The sequence below is a fragment of the Dyadobacter sp. CY343 genome (assembly GCF_021390335.1).
Classification (GTDB): Bacteria; Bacteroidota; Bacteroidia; order Cytophagales; family Spirosomataceae; genus Dyadobacter.
This window is the reverse complement of sequence record NZ_JAJUXK010000001.1, coordinates 960,259-974,955: the sequence shown is the minus strand read 5'-3', so window position 1 is coordinate 974,955 and position 14,697 is coordinate 960,259. Positions and strand designations below refer to the sequence as shown.

The following is a 14,697-nucleotide window of genomic DNA, read 5'->3' as shown; positions in this document are numbered from 1 at the left end:
TCTCAGTAAATTGTAAAGTACTTCCTTGATTCCGGATAGCGAATAATAACGTCCGTTGCAGTGTGTTCGGCTGGTTGATTTTTAAGCCTTAATTCTCTAAGAAAAGAAGTATTTTCTTCCAGATAGGCCAATTTTTTTTCGATGCCGTCGTGAGATATTGTCAGCTCGTAAAATGCACGCCTGCCATACATTATAAATTCTTGTCCTGACGAATCAGCATAAGCTCGGTGCATACACTGCGAAAGTCTGGCCGCCTTTTCATGCCACCTGTATCGGTTCACAAACCATAAATCAATGATGTAAACATTTTTGTGAATACCATGCAGGCTTCCATAGTAGGTGTCTGCTATTTTCCATTGAAAATTTACGGAGCCAAGCGCCATTTGATATGTTGAATCTGCATACAATGTTTGATCATTGGAGATATCGAATCTGAGTCCGTGATCTATATATAAACAGAGTTTGTCTCTAACATTAGTTTTTACCCCTATATCATTTTCAATGACTCCCTCGGTTGGAATTCTGAGATTTTCACCTCTTCCATTTAAAAAGTGTTTCAAAAATATTAGCCCCAAAGGATAGATATGCATCACTAATTCTACATTCGCTCTAATGAGAAAATAAGGAACGCGGAGCGTGTCAGCAGTTTCACAATAAATTCCATTTGCCACTGCCCGCAATATTTTTTTTTCACTCATAACTCTCGCTTATCTCAGACCCATGAACAGGAAGTGCATCTACCCAGTTGCTGTATATTCTTCAAACTTCCCCACAATGTTACACACCAAAAACACCGAATAAAATACGTCAAATGACGTATTTTATCGAAATGGTATATATCTCATATTTGCAATATCCAATGAATATATTGCGGCTAAGTGATTGTATATGAGTGATCAACCAAAGCGGGTGACGGTGGGGCGTAGACAGGGCAACACGATCGTCCTGCCAGGTCAGGACGTGAGCGGAGACCATGCAGTATTGACACTTAAGGAGCCTTTAACGAATACCTGGGAAATTCAGGACCTGGGTTCGAGAAACGGAACCTTCGTAGATGGGCAGCGTATCCTGAGCAAAGAAATCACGCCGAAAAATGAGGTCGTTTTCGGCAGCACGCCGCTGGTATGGAAGCAGATCACAAATGCTCCAAACACGAAAGAGAAACTGTTCTCGATAAAGGAATTACTTCCCATCAAGGATTTGCTGCCGGAACGTGACAAGAAAAAGGCTGTAAGTTTTCAGGATACCTTCAAGCCCGTCGAAGAAAGTGAGGAACAGCGTCTGAAAAGGGTTTATGACGAGTACATTTCAAGGCGGAGCCAGCTCGAAGAAATACAACGTAATGAGTCACTGAACGCACGCTATCAGTCCCTGGGAATTCCATTTGCCGCGCTGTGCGCCGGTTCTGCGGCTTTCGTTCCCCCCGAGCTCAGGTATATTTCGATCATCGGCTCGGTTATCTCCATGCTGATCGCGGGCTGGTCTTTTCAAAAGTCGAAGCAGTACGCACAGGAAAAACGCGACTTGAATATTACCAGAATCACGGAGCAATACGACATTCATTACCGCTGCCCGCATTGCCGGACCAAGCTTACCGATCCGTTCCCGGTCCTTGTCCAGATTAAGAATTGCAGAAATTGTAAAAAGGCCCTGATAAACGACTAACTATATTCGGACATTATGAACCCTATTGACTTTGAGAAAACCCAGCTGTTTGCCGACCGCGCGAAGGAAATGCACGCCTCGCAGGAAACAACGCTCCCAAATCCGGAAGCAGTTCCGCCGATTCCCCCTGCTGCGGTAACCCCCAATGTCAAAACACTCAGTAAAGAAGAAAAAATAGCATTGGCGACCGGCAGTATTCTGTTCCTCGGGCTGGGGACGATTGTCATCGCCGGAATGGACTCTCCCGAAACACCTGCTGTCCGGGATTCCACCACGACCATAAGCCCGGTAACGCCTGTCCCGGACGCGCCCGTTATTGAAACGGACAGCAATCTTAACATCGCGGAGCCAGTTATTGAGGAAAAACCGGATATTCCGGTTTTTAAACCAGCCCAGCAACCTCCCACCGCTACCGGCGGTTCGGCCTCCCAGGTTTCGCACGCATTGTTCACGATACCGGAGGAGCTCGCCGTTGCAACCGATGTTACCGATGATATGCCCTTCGAAGCCGCATTCAATACCGCAAGGGCGGAGGTAGGTCCCGGCGGCCTGTTTGTTTGGAATAATACCTACTACGGCACTTTCCGTGAAAGTGAATGGAATGGTCTAGCTGATGAACAGAAACAAACCTGGCTGAATGCAACTCAACCGATCATAGATCCTATCGTACCCGAGCCTGATCCTGTTGCGGACAAGCACGTGGTGGTGGCGGAGCGCGGAGAGATTACTTGGACAGGTATTGATAAAGATGAGGATGGTATTGCGGAAGTATTGATCGCATATACGAAAGGCACGGCGCCCATTGTAATGATGGACACAGATGGGGACAAATTGCTGGATACACGTTACAGCATGGAAGCGAACGGACAGGTTATAAGTGTAGTTTTGGAGAAAACCTCTTTTGCGCTTTCAGATGTACGCCATATCCCGGAAATGGAACTGGAAAGTGTATTTGGAAATGTAGCAGGACAGGCCGCTGATCCGGGAGAAGTACCGGTCACTATTCTGCTCGATAACTGGACTTACGTCGTTGGAATCGATCTGGACGATGATAAGCTGGTAGATGTGGTTTCATTGCGCCGCGATGGCGAATCACCGTTCGTAGCGATGGATATGGACAATGATGGCCAGGTAGAGACCAGTTTTTTATATAATGCAGATAGCCGGCAAACCGAATCTGTCACAATGGATCCGCTGCAACCCATGACCGTTTATGCGCAGCCGGATGCATCAGATGACCTCTACGGCGCAAATAATGACACGCCTGATTTCGATGCAGATCTTGATAGTGAAAAGGATGGAGAACTTGCCGACGCATCCGCTGATCAGCAGGACAGTACCGATCTGCACGCTTATTCTGATCCTTACGAAGATCAGTATTTCAATAATAATGCCGATTCGGCAGAGGATTTCATCGGATAACGATTGACAGCATGGAAATTACCTGCAAAAAATGTAATACCCGTTTAACGATCAGTAATACCAGCAGCCTGATCGTCAAGTGCGGCAACTGCGGTTATCCGAACCCGGTAGTTGTCAATCCGAATGCGCCACCACCTTCACCTGTCGCCCCGCCGGCTGCGGTATTACCTCCGCCCAGGCAGAACAATGCGGCACCGATTACTAACCCCAGGCCGGTTGTAAATCCCACGCAGGTCAATACACAGATTCCCGTCAGTCCGACCAATGTCCCAGGGGGTAATGAAGTTGGCTGGCTGGTGGTACACGATGAAAATGCTCCTTTGCAAACATATCCCCTGAAAATAGGCCGGCAGATCATTGGCAGGCACAACAATGCGTCGCCCTGCGATATTATGATTATCACTCAAGACGTTTTTATGAGCCGTAACCATTGCATCCTGGAAGTGAAACCGGTGCGCTCGGGCGGCTATGATTACCTGGTTTCCGATCGTAAAATGAGTAGCGGCGTACCCGAGAATATGAGCACAAACGGTACGTATGTCAATGCATTTCAGAAAGGACTTTTGCCGAATGACGTGGTGTACCTGAACGATGGCGATACCATTCAGCTTGGTCAGACGAAAATGGTCGTTAAAACGATCAGAACTGTTGCTAGTGCCGATGATGCGACGCGGCTTGTGAAAGATTCCGAATATAGTCCCACAGTAATTATCAAGCATTAAAATGAAAGTAGATATCTATCAGCCGGTCGGATTTACGGAGGTGGGGCAACGTGCTAATAATGAGGACCATATTTATCCTCCATTAAACGGCGTCAGCAACAATACCCTCCTTTTCCTGGTTTGCGATGGAGTGGGCGGACAGCACAAGGGAGAAGTGGCAAGCGCGCTGGCTTGTGCGTCTATCAGTTCATATTTTGAACAAAACCGCGCAGAAGTTGCCGATGATGCTTACATCAACAAAGCGCTTCGTTTTACTGTGGACAATTTTACAAGGAAGGAATCGGAGGACAAGGAAACAAGCGGAATGGCGACCACGCTGACACTCCTGCATTTCAATGAAGCCGGAGCAACGATCGCACATTTAGGAGACAGCCGCATTTATCAAATCCGGAATAGCCAGGTGATCAGGGTCAGTGAGGACCACAAGCTTGTTAATGATCTGGTAAGGGAAGGACATATTACCGCCACGGAAGCAGAAACCCATTCCCAACGGAATGTAATTACCAAAGTAATCTCGGCCGACCGAATGGATACGCCGGATGTCAAAATCATCAACGATGTGGCTCCCGGCGACTATTTTTTCCTGTGTACCGATGGTGTCCTCGAACATATCCATGATGAATTGCTCGCATACCATTTACGCGATGGCGACGATAATCAGATTTCAGATGCAGAAAAGCTTGAAAATATACGCCTGGAATGTGTAGGCAGGACAAGGGATAATTTTTCAGCTTATCTGGTCAGGGTCAATGCGGTTACAGGGACTGTCCCGCCAGCCTATGTGGTTGACTTACCGCCTGTTGCAGCTGCACCAGCCTTACCCGTTGCGCAGCCTGTCCGCAGTGTAAATCCGCAAGGAAGTTACGAGCTGGACGCTCCTACCGAATTTTCACGTCCACAAGTACCTAGCCTGCGGTCGGCTCCTGATCCGCCGCCATTGTTCCGACATCCCGCAGCTCCCAAACCTCCAAGAAAGAAATTCAAACCACTGCCTTATGTTATCGGGGTTTTTATAGGCATTATCGCTACTGCCGCCGGAATGCTTTACCAGCGGAACAATGTGCCTCAACCTGCATCGCAGATCCGGCCGGAAGCCAAAATTCCGGAAGTCGCGGCTACCCCAAAAATTGAGTCAGCCACAGAGGAAAAGAAGACCGAAACCCAGATTGAACAGCTACCGAAAAAACCGGCTGAACCAGCTGCGAATGATCCGGGTATCGTTTACGACAAACTCCTCGCCAAATCCGAATCTCACAAATTCATATTACTGATAGACAAGGGAATATACTACGCCTGGGAGCCGGAAAAAAAGAAAAAAACGAAGATCGATTACAACCAGCTACTCAGCGTACCAAACGTCCTGCATTACTACAATTTCCCCGGCAATAAAAAGGGTTATCTGTTTTTATCCAATCCTGATATACGTATCGACAATGTAGATAGCGTGGATATTGGGACCAGTGAAACCATTTATTATAAAGATGGTCAGAAAAACAAGATCGAAAATGCGACGGGAAGAAAAGTAAATCTTTCTGTCAAAGATATGAAAGAGAAGCTGACAGACCAGGTCAGCTCCGAGGTTATCCCTAACTGATATCCACAGGTTTTCAATGTATTTAAAAAGAAAAACGGTTGCAATCTCCGCCTTGCTGCACATGCTTGTATGCTGCTTTCATGCGAGCTATGCGGCTACAACCTATGCGGTAGTCGTGGGGATCTCAAATTATCAAAAATTCCAGCCTAGCAACGGCGACCTGCGTTACGCCAGCCGCGACGCGCAATTATTTTATAATTATCTAACCAAAGCAACGAACGAACTTGTGCCCCGTGAGAATGTCATTCTACTGACCGATGAAATGGCGACGAAGGGCAACATGCTTGCTGCAATGGAAATATTCAGTAAGGCCTTACCGGAAGATCGTGTCATCTTTTACTTCTCCGGACATGGTAACTCAGGTGTGTTTCTCCCTTACGAAAGCAGTGGATATAAGCCTGTGCTGACTCATAAAGAAGTAAAACAGCGTTTCCGGGAATCGAGATCCGAGCTGAAACTCTGCATCGCGGACGCTTGTAAATCGGGTACCATTGAGATCCAGAATTTTCCCGCAAGTGAGGGTATTCATCAGGCATCCAATGCAAATGTGATCGTTTTTTTATCATCACTTGCCAATCAGCTTTCTGCGGAATACGTGAAGTTAGGCCAGGGAGTTTTTACATTCTATTTGCTCAAAGCATTGAACGGAGAGGCGGATGTCAATGAGGATAAGCAGATCAGTGCACTTGAACTTTACAAGTATGTTAGTTTGAAGGTGCGCGCATATTCCAGAAAAAATAGCCCGGAACTACCTGAGCAAATTCCTACTATGTACGGCAAATTTCCGAAGGAATTACCAATTGCTATTTTGTAAGTAGCCAGTTGTTATGCTCATTTAGACACTTTCCCATTCGTATCAATCGTCATAGCCCGTCCGCCTAGCTGAACCTGGGCTTTGCCTTTTACGAACGAAAATGGCAGGTCGTAAATGCAGTCGATGACGATCCTGCCCGACTTATCAATACAGCCCCATTTCCCGTCCTGGCAAACTAATGAACGGTTATCAATAAACTCATTGATCTCACAAAATATCGGCTGCACGAGGACTCTCTTATCATTATCCTCATCAATTAAGAGACCCCACAAGTCATTGTCGTTGAACGCCTTTAAAAGAACGGGGCTGCGGCTCACATTTTTAATATCGGGCGTATTAATCACGTCCGCAAACTTGATGTCGACGCCGAGAATCTGCTCAACAATGCCCACATTTCTGGTCCTGTTTTCAATGCCGGTTGCAGAGTCTAAAAAGCGAATTGAGGAAATATAAGGGCGCCAGTTCCTGCCCTCCCTTTCCAGTCTTAATTCAGCAACGCGATCTACGGGTTTAAACGCATATCCGTTTCTGGCTTTTCCGTCATAGGTTACTTCAAAGGCTACTTTGATATACATCGAGTCAGCGTCGGACACCGCCTGGACTCTCGAAACTTTTGTTAGATTGATCTTGACCTGTTTGCCCTGGTTGGGATCATCCCCATTGTCGTGCGCGCCAAATTTATCGGACAACTCATTGAAATAATCCTCAACCGGCTTGTCTCGCGCACTTTTTTCCAGATCCTTAATATCAGCGTCATAAAAATCATTTTCAACAATTACTTTATCGTTGAAAAAAATGCGCCCGGCGCCAGGCGTGATCAGTGCGGCCAGCCTGCTCCTTCTTTGCAAAGCGGTTTCCGTAAGGAAGAAATCATATTCGAATTCCAGATTACCGATCAGTTTTCTTGCCTCCTGTTTAATCTTATTTTCGTCTGCTTTTGTGATCGTCCTGCTGGTTTGACCTAACAGGTGAGATGCTGTGGTGAGTAGTAAAAATATTGAGAAGACGGAGCCAAAAATCCTGGAAGAAGCAAACATGGTTAATTCAGTTTCTCTGTATAGCTACGTTCGAAAACCTGTCCGGCACGCACGGTCAAAGGTTCGGCATTTGGTGTTATACCAAATTCAATGTATTCCACCTTAAAAATAATCCCCTGCCCGACCGGGAGTTTGAAACTGCTCGTTTGCCCGGCAGGTGCAATTTTATTCTGAGGAACACCATCAATATATACCCGCAGGTCGTGGTACTTTGTAAAAACCATAATCGTGCCGGAATCTGCGACTTTACTTTTTCTGGGTTTCGAAGTTATCACGGCGGCAGCAGCAACTTTAGTTTCGGCTACCTGCTTTGGAGCTGGTTCTAGCTTTGGGGCGGGGGGCAACGTGTCGATCGCAACAGTATTGTGACCTTCTTCCGTAATAGCGGAAGGTTTAGAAAAATAAGTTATTACGGCATAAAAGCTACCGATCAGAAGCAGGACCAGTCCGGTCCAAAGTAGCGCCTTTCCTATTTTATTAGACTTTGGTTTGCGGGGTTCCGAAATCACTTCTTCCGGCTCCGGCCTTTTCACTTGCGTAGGCGGGTCGAATGCCGCTTTGATCTCCTTCCCTTTGATCTGCGTTTTTCCGTCAAAACCTGTATTGGGTGCGGTTTGAACAAATGGTGCCGCCGGTTTTACTTCTTCCCTTTCTTCCAGCAGCATAAGCAGCTCTTCGGCCCTTTTCACGCGTTTTTCGGGATTTACAACCAGGCATTTTTGAATAATTGATTTATAAGGCTCCTGAATATTCGCGATATCGTTGGGCAGCTTTCCTCCCAATACCATCGTCCTGATCCTGTTCGAGGTATCCTTTTCCGAATTCTCTCCGTCAATCCTGAAAGGCAGCCTGCCCACCATCATCTTGTAAGTCATTACACCGAAAGCCCACAGATCGGTATTTGGCCTTAATGCATCATTTTCGGTGTATTGTTCCGGAGAAGCATAATTGGGAGTGATCGCAATCTGTGAGTTATTGAGTACGTAGCTCATATCCGCATCCACCATTCTGCTAAGTCCGAAATCGGCGATTACCGGCACCCAGTTGCCTTCGTAGTCACGGTCCATCAGTACATTTGCCGCTTTCAGGTCTCGGTGGATGATCGGTACTTTGTGTAAATGCGCCAGTCCTTTTAAAATGCCGGTCAGGATCTGTTTGCGCTCCTTGTCACTGAGTGTATGGTTACTGATCACATTATCAAGGTTTCCATCTACGTAATATTTAAGGATCGCATAATCATATACGCCTGCCCGGTCGCTGATACGTTCCACATTCTCATACCGGATGATATTGGGATGATGCTCGATTTCGTTGGCCAGCTTTACCTCGCGTTCAAGGTCAAATTTCGCGAAGACACCTACTTCACTTCTTTTGATGGCCACATATCGTTTCCTTACTTTATCATAGACTTTGTAGACACTACTAAACCCGCCTCTCCCCAGGAGACTCCCGGAAATAGAAGGATTGAAATCAAAGCGTAAATAAAAGTCTTCCGCTGTCATGGTATTTTATTCTTTTGAAGCCTGACCTGAATCCCGGCAGAAGCTACGCCCCGGGCATCTAAATCCAGATAGAGTCCGACCTTGCTGTTTTTGCGTTTTGCAAGCATCGGAATGGTAAAAATGGCATCGGCAATCACAATAGCTACGCCTCCAAAAAGGAATGCATTTGCCACTTTCTGCTGTCGCCTGGCTTTCTTTAAATCTGCCTGCGCTTGCTCGTACGACGCTTTCGACAATTCTCTTAAATACGCTTCGTCGCCGGTGAACGTGAGATCGCTTTTGTGATTCCAGTTGTTCTTTCTGTAAAATTCGTAACTATCGGCGCTTAATTTTTTCTGTACGGTACTCAGATAATACATTCCTCCGCCCACCACAATCCCGCCGCACAATGTGGCAAGCGCCAGCCCATTGACTCCACCACCTTTGCTCCTTTTCACGACCGCAGGTTTAGGTTTCACAGTATCCGTAGCTGCTATGAGCGGCAATGCACCTGGCAGTACAATTACCCGGATCACCATATCGTCGTTAACTTTCAGGCTATCGGCGAACACATCCCAGGTCACCTTCTTATTTTTGCCGGATTTAATATTCTTTCCAATATCGCCGCTGATATTTCGGGGGACGATCGCTCCACGCCTGGCCACGTTAGCATTGACATAAACAGAATCACCTTCCCGCACATTATCAATGTCATATTTAATCTCGATGACTTTAGACTTATTATTCAGGTCAAAGCGCACATTACTGACCCGCGGCTGTGCGAGAGCTGCAATAGAAGAAAACAACAGAAAGCATAGCCAGTAAAGTGTTCTTCCCATACTTATTCAACAATAATTGTGGTTTCTTTAATCGTCTGCATAAAACACCTGTTGGTAAGGATCACGGTAATCTTCTGTTCGCCCGTATCCTCAAACTGATAGGATAGTCTTTTTGCAGCGTAAGTAACTCCCCTGACCGTCCAGACAGTCCGGAATGATTCAGTTTCCACGTTCGTAAAAGCGCTTTCTATCTCAAAATCAAATCGCATGTGCCCCTTCTTTGTTGCTTTAATGCTGCCCCCGGGAACCTGTTTGCAGCGCTCTGCCTGAAAGTCAACTTCCTTGTAAGACTCACACCCAAACAGCGCGAACAGCAGTCCGAAAACAGCCGATCCCATCGCCCTATGGCGGCGTACAAAAGCATTAATAAACTTCATTAGCAGCGTATTGAACAAAGGATTTTTCTCCAATCCATTGCAAATACGCTAATTCCATAACCGCAAAAAATACGTCAATTGACGTATTTTTTGCGGTTATGATTTTGGGTAATCTTGTATTTAATTGTTAACGAAATTAGAATGTATCTGTTAAAAGTTTACCTATATCTGATAGAAATGCGAGTTTACGCTTCCACTTGCGTACATCAGACTATATCCTTAAAAAAGATACTTTTGATCTTGGTGACGCTGACCTCGCTTGATTTTTGCGATGCCTTCTCAGCAGGTTACTATCATGTCGAGGGGCTAGGAATGAGTTTTGAAGGTGCTAAAAATACTACATGCGGCGCAAACAGGTATGTAATTTCGAATGTATCTCTGACTATCACATCGAGAACAACAGCTACGATTAGCTTTAACAGTAGCTTCGACGCTAATTTTAGCTCGTTGACTTATTCACAGGAGGCCGTATTCTCTAAAGACGCTTCAACCATTGTTTTCCCACAGGCTTGGGCAGAAACCCCGAATGGCGATGGCGTCGTTTGTACAGACAATTCTGGAAAAGTTGTTCAGTTTAGAGCGGTATTCAATGTGACAAGCACCTACTATCGCGAAAATCTAACCGGAAATTTACAAATAATAGCGAGCGATATGAATCCTGGTCAGGGAACAATAACAGAAATGATTTTGCCCTTCCATATCAGCTCAACGCCATACTTCCATGTCACTGGAGCGACTAACGATGTTGTGTGTAATACATCTTCTATTGGAATCGCCACATCCGGTGATGGGTTTATAGATACTGTCCTAAGAATTGATGGAGTGCCAGTAACCGCAATTAAATCAGACGACAATTTTAGTTATTCTTCAAATCCAACCTTCCAGTATGACGTTCCTGATATCGAGGAAGGATCAATCTTTATTGAGCTTAGGACCTCTACTGGTAATTATTCGTCGAATGTTTCAGTTGCAGCACCCTTGCCAGAAACACTGGTTCTCGCTGCGAATAAATCGTTACCTCTCTGCAACTCTGAACCGATCACGCTAAGCATCAACAGCCCACCGACCGCCACGTTGACATGGCCGGAGGGCGGCCCTACAATTACCAATCCAGAGAATAGGGAATATAGCGTTATCGTTCAGAAACAATTGAATGGTGAAAACGTCTGCCCTAGCGTTACCAGGAGCATTAAAATTGAAATTTTCGACTTCATCCCTACCATCAATGAATCGGGGCCCATAACCAAATGTCAGGGAGAAACAGTTACATTATCAGCGACCCCAGGTGGTGATTTCTCTTATACCTGGAACCTGGGAACTGCTACGGCAGGAACCGGATCGTCCATCGAGGCAACGGAAACAGGAAGTTATACTGTCACTGTTGCACCCACTTCAGTTCAGTGTCCTCCAAAGACTTCTGCGCCTATCAGTGTCAGTTTTGAAGCGCCAATTGCCGACGCTAAAATCTCAACACCAGATAACAAGACAGCAATCTGCGGTGCACCCGAGCAGCCTTCTCTCGAACTAACGGCAATGCCCAGCAACCTGACGTATAGTTGGACACGTGATGGAATAGATCTTGGCTTAACCAGTCAGAAAATAACCGTGACTCAAGGAGGCAAATATAAAGTTCTTCTTATAAAAGGAGGCTGTACGACTTCCAAAAATGTCGAAATCGCTGACAACAATTTTGACCCAAATATTGCTGATTCGCCTCTTGCATATTGTACAGATTCGCCAGTGACCCTATCAGCAAAAGCGGACAATGACGCGTTGTATGATTACTCGTGGAAACAGAGCGGTAAAGATATTGGCGCAAATTCACCTACACTAACACTTCCTGCCCAAGCCGGAACTTTCAGGTACACCGTGGAAATCGTAGCGAAAAATTCTGGTTGCAAACAGAAAAGGTCTCAGGAAGTGACGATTAAGTCTGACCAGGCCATAGCAAACCCTACCATTACACCCAATCCCGCTGTCATTTGCGACAGGACCGCGGGCCTGACGCTTTCTGCGGTGGCTGACAGCAGCGCAGGGATCTCCTATATGTGGACCGGCAATGGAAATGCGGGCAGTGATCCATCGAAATTCGTTGTCTATAATTCCGGCACCTATTCTGTTACTTTTCAGCGGGGCGCATGCAAGGCGACTCAGACGGTAAGTCCGCGCGTAGATACTCTGGTGGTCCGCCTTACCAAAACAGGGAACAGCGATCCTATCCTGCTTTGTTCCGGTGAGAACAATGTTCCGGTCGAATTGCGAGCCGAGTCGAACCTGAGTACTGCGACCATCAAATGGTATCGGGAAAAAGAAAGTGAGGCGCCAGGGAATAATACGGGAAACCGGTACTTCCCTACTGAAACCGGCGCCTATTATGCCACTGCGCAATTCGGTACCTGCACTGCCAAATCAGCCCAAACCGCTCGTACCGAACTACTTCCGTCTTTTTCTGCCACCATATTTCCGGAAAGCATCACTCCTTTCTGCGAAGACAAATCGATCGAGCTGGAAGCGCGGCCTTCACAGGCAAATTTAACCTCTCGGCTGGGCTATACCTGGTCGCAGGATGGTAAAGTCGTAAAGTCGGAGCCTGGAAAGCTGGGTAGTTTACTCACGACGGGGAAAAATGTAAAGTATATCGGCAACACGCTCGCGGATCAGATCGAAGCTGATTTTACCGTCACAGTAGCGATCGACGGTTGCAAGGCGACCTCTCCTGTTAAAACAGTGTCTATAAAACCTTCGCGTACAAGCATTATCGTACTCGACCGAAATACGCTTGAAGCAACTGAAAGCGTAGACGGTGCCTATCAGTGGTTTTACAGGCGGGATCTTCCAACATCGCCGGAAGACACCGTCAATAATTACCAGGCTGTACCGGGCGCAACGTCCCGTATATTAATGGGAGCCGATCAGGGAAGCTACTTTGTGAGGGCCAATCGCAATGGCTGTGGTGTAAAAAAGTCGCTGGCATATACGGTTGATGCAATTACATCCGTCAACCCTGTGGGAGAGAAGGAATGGAAAGTATACCCGAACCCGGCTTTCAAAACGCTGATCATTGAGCAGGTGATGCACAATGCTATTCCGGCGACCATTGAACTGAGAAATACAGCAGGACAATTACTTCGAAGAGACCGGCAGCTAAAATCAATTGAAAATTATCCGCTGGACGACCTGCCACCGGGTGTGTATTTCCTTGAAATCAGGCAGGGGAACAAGGTTATTAACAAAAAATTTGTCAAGCAATAATGAAACGACTACTCTGTTTTCTGTTGCTAATCTTATTAAAACTGCATGCTGGCTACGCGCAGAACAGGCAACCTGCGCTTGTTTCTGTTGCAAGTCCGGCGAAACGTGTCAATACTTTTCCATTTTTTGAGACTACTGCTGATAAACCGGCTAAACCAGAAAAAAAGCGGGAGGAAGTAGTTGCTAAGCCGGCAAACGATGTTGCAAAATCAGAAGCGCCCCCTGCCGCTCCCGCAATAGCTAAACCCGCATTCAGTAAGCCAGTTGTTGCAGCAAAAAATGCTGCATTTGATCCGGAAGCGGTTAGAACAGTCTATTTCAATAGAAGATTTGCCCAAACCAGCAATAAGGAAAATGCTTACTTCTACCGACAGGCGAAATTTGACCGGACAACCAATATTCCAAAGGGTCCGGTAAAAGATTTTTATGTGAATGGCGACAAACCCAAGTTTGAAGGGCAGTTCAGTAAATATGAAAACACCTATGAAGAAAGGAATACAGACTTTGACGGTCTGTGCAAATTTTATGAGGAGAATGGGTCTTATATCGCGCGCACTTACAGCAAAAAAAGAATTACCAAAGAAGTCAAATACAACGCAAGCGGAGATGTAACCGGCGAAACAGAATTTGATAATGCCGGCAGAAAAAAGGCTTTCAGTGACTATATCCTGGACAAAAACGGAAACAAAATTGGTCTGATCAAGGGTGCATTTAACCCCCGGACCAACCGCGAAGAGGCTGTCAAACAGCTGCAATATGAAAACGGCAAGCTGAAATCAGAAGTAGACTTGATCAACAATTGCCCAGTCAGCAAAGCATTGCATTATACAGAAGGTGGAATGGTGCACGAGGTTTATTTTCAGGACTTTACATGCGAGCCGGGTAACGCATGGAAGTTTACGAACAAAAGCTTTTTTTCGACCACCCTTAAAAAAGATCCGGCTAGCTTCCAGATCAGGACCGTAGGAGAAAAAGGAGAATTTGGCACTTTTCAGATGCCGGTTAACTATGATTTCAGTAATAAGAGTTTTGAGATCGTTGCCATTTTCGATCTCGCGACTGAGAAACCGATGACAGAGTTCGGGATCATCTGGGAGTTTATTGATAATAACAATTATTCCTTTCTGAAAGTAAACACCGCCACAAAAACCTTCGAAGTCAATGCTGTGAAAGCCGGAATAATGCAGAAGTATATGACGGGAGTAAGGCAGCCTGTCCTGGAATTTCAGCAGAGTGAAGTGACACTTTCTTTCAAGAGCACGCAGGAAGGAAAAGTGTATTCACTCAATGGGCAGCCGCTTAAATATCTGAAAGGCACTGACCCCATTAATTTCGACAAATTCGCCAGGACCGATCCTGCCAAAGAATCCAAAATCTGGAATGTAGGCGCCTATTTTAAATCGACCTCCATCAATGACGGGATCATTTTAAAAAGCATAGAAATCAAAATGCTTTAAAAAACGAATGCACCAATCAGTACCATCCTATATCTCA

At 46.1% G+C, this 14,697-nt stretch carries 12 protein-coding genes; 7 read left to right on the top strand and 5 right to left on the bottom strand.

Annotation, left to right across the window (positions count from 1 at the left end; all coding sequences use genetic code 11):
• Nucleotides 1-2: 2 nt before the first annotated feature.
• On the bottom strand, nucleotides 3-698 hold the full coding sequence (locus LZG94_RS04040; protein ID WP_233790656.1) for a hypothetical protein: 696 nt from the start codon (nucleotides 696-698) through the stop codon (nucleotides 3-5).
• A gap of 190 nt (nucleotides 699-888) precedes the next feature.
• Between LZG94_RS04040 and LZG94_RS04035 the strand changes: the two genes are divergently transcribed.
• Genes LZG94_RS04035 through LZG94_RS04015 form a run of 5 tightly spaced genes read left to right on the top strand, consistent with a single transcriptional unit; the run spans nucleotide 889 to nucleotide 6,217 of the window.
• Nucleotides 889-1,665, top strand: coding sequence for an FHA domain-containing protein (locus LZG94_RS04035; protein ID WP_233790655.1), 777 nt, complete (start codon nucleotides 889-891; stop codon nucleotides 1,663-1,665).
• Nucleotides 1,666-1,680: 15 nt separating this feature from the next.
• Complete coding sequence (locus LZG94_RS04030; protein ID WP_233790654.1) at nucleotides 1,681-3,087, top strand: MSCRAMM family adhesin SdrC; 1,407 nt, start codon at nucleotides 1,681-1,683, stop codon at nucleotides 3,085-3,087.
• 11 nt (nucleotides 3,088-3,098) lie between these two features.
• Nucleotides 3,099-3,809 carry an FHA domain-containing protein gene (locus LZG94_RS04025; RefSeq protein WP_233790653.1) on the top strand — a complete coding sequence of 237 codons (711 nt, stop codon included), beginning with the start codon at nucleotides 3,099-3,101 and terminating at the stop codon, nucleotides 3,807-3,809.
• Nucleotide 3,810: 1 nt separating this feature from the next.
• Complete coding sequence (locus LZG94_RS04020; RefSeq protein WP_233790652.1) at nucleotides 3,811-5,403, top strand: PP2C family serine/threonine-protein phosphatase; 1,593 nt, start codon at nucleotides 3,811-3,813, stop codon at nucleotides 5,401-5,403.
• Nucleotides 5,404-5,419: 16 nt separating this feature from the next.
• Entirely contained in the window at nucleotides 5,420-6,217 is a 798-nt protein-coding gene (locus tag LZG94_RS04015) for a caspase family protein (RefSeq protein WP_233790651.1), read from the top strand.
• Nucleotides 6,218-6,234: 17 nt separating this feature from the next.
• Here LZG94_RS04015 and LZG94_RS04010 read toward each other — a convergent pair whose 3' ends face one another.
• The 4 genes from LZG94_RS04010 to LZG94_RS03995 are packed head-to-tail and all read right to left on the bottom strand — an operon-like array spanning nucleotide 6,235 to nucleotide 9,951.
• The gene (locus LZG94_RS04010) at nucleotides 6,235-7,254 is read right to left on the bottom strand and encodes a WG repeat-containing protein (RefSeq protein ID WP_233790650.1); all 1,020 of its coding nucleotides are present in this window, start codon (nucleotides 7,252-7,254) and stop codon (nucleotides 6,235-6,237) included.
• Nucleotides 7,255-7,256: 2 nt separating this feature from the next.
• The gene (locus LZG94_RS04005; RefSeq protein WP_233790649.1) at nucleotides 7,257-8,756 is read right to left on the bottom strand and encodes a serine/threonine-protein kinase; all 1,500 of its coding nucleotides are present in this window, start codon (nucleotides 8,754-8,756) and stop codon (nucleotides 7,257-7,259) included.
• Entirely contained in the window at nucleotides 8,753-9,574 is an 822-nt protein-coding gene (locus LZG94_RS04000; RefSeq protein ID WP_233790648.1) for a hypothetical protein, read from the bottom strand. Before LZG94_RS04000 ends, LZG94_RS04005 begins: the two co-directional genes overlap by 4 nt.
• Before the next feature lie 2 nt (nucleotides 9,575-9,576).
• Nucleotides 9,577-9,951: a hypothetical protein gene (locus tag LZG94_RS03995; RefSeq protein ID WP_233790647.1), complete on the bottom strand. Its 375-nt coding sequence runs from the start codon at nucleotides 9,949-9,951 to the stop codon at nucleotides 9,577-9,579.
• Between the two features lie 822 nt (nucleotides 9,952-10,773).
• Between LZG94_RS03995 and LZG94_RS26450 the strand changes: the two genes are divergently transcribed.
• Complete coding sequence (locus tag LZG94_RS26450) at nucleotides 10,774-13,203, top strand: T9SS type A sorting domain-containing protein (RefSeq protein WP_233790646.1); 2,430 nt, start codon at nucleotides 10,774-10,776, stop codon at nucleotides 13,201-13,203.
• Nucleotides 13,203-14,660: a hypothetical protein gene (locus LZG94_RS03985; RefSeq protein WP_233790645.1), complete on the top strand. Its 1,458-nt coding sequence runs from the start codon at nucleotides 13,203-13,205 to the stop codon at nucleotides 14,658-14,660. The genes LZG94_RS26450 and LZG94_RS03985 overlap by 1 nt, the downstream gene beginning before the upstream one ends.
• Nucleotides 14,661-14,697 lie beyond the last annotated feature (37 nt).

What these genes read in the sequence shown, in the direction of transcription:
- LZG94_RS04040 (WP_233790656.1), bottom strand. Translation starts at nt 698, where the DNA reads ATGAGTGAAAAAAAAATATTGCGGGCAGTGGCAAATGGAATTTATTGT.
- LZG94_RS04035 (WP_233790655.1), top strand. Translation starts at nt 889, where the DNA reads ATGAGTGATCAACCAAAGCGGGTGACGGTGGGGCGTAGACAGGGCAAC.
- LZG94_RS04030 (WP_233790654.1), top strand. Translation starts at nt 1,681, where the DNA reads ATGAACCCTATTGACTTTGAGAAAACCCAGCTGTTTGCCGACCGCGCG.
- LZG94_RS04025 (WP_233790653.1), top strand. Translation starts at nt 3,099, where the DNA reads ATGGAAATTACCTGCAAAAAATGTAATACCCGTTTAACGATCAGTAAT.
- LZG94_RS04020 (WP_233790652.1), top strand. Translation starts at nt 3,811, where the DNA reads ATGAAAGTAGATATCTATCAGCCGGTCGGATTTACGGAGGTGGGGCAA.
- LZG94_RS04015 (WP_233790651.1), top strand. Translation starts at nt 5,420, where the DNA reads ATGTATTTAAAAAGAAAAACGGTTGCAATCTCCGCCTTGCTGCACATG.
- LZG94_RS04010 (WP_233790650.1), bottom strand. Translation starts at nt 7,254, where the DNA reads ATGTTTGCTTCTTCCAGGATTTTTGGCTCCGTCTTCTCAATATTTTTA.
- LZG94_RS04005 (WP_233790649.1), bottom strand. Translation starts at nt 8,756, where the DNA reads ATGACAGCGGAAGACTTTTATTTACGCTTTGATTTCAATCCTTCTATT.
- LZG94_RS04000 (WP_233790648.1), bottom strand. Translation starts at nt 9,574, where the DNA reads ATGGGAAGAACACTTTACTGGCTATGCTTTCTGTTGTTTTCTTCTATT.
- LZG94_RS03995 (WP_233790647.1), bottom strand. Translation starts at nt 9,951, where the DNA reads ATGAAGTTTATTAATGCTTTTGTACGCCGCCATAGGGCGATGGGATCG.
- LZG94_RS03985 (WP_233790645.1), top strand. Translation starts at nt 13,203, where the DNA reads ATGAAACGACTACTCTGTTTTCTGTTGCTAATCTTATTAAAACTGCAT.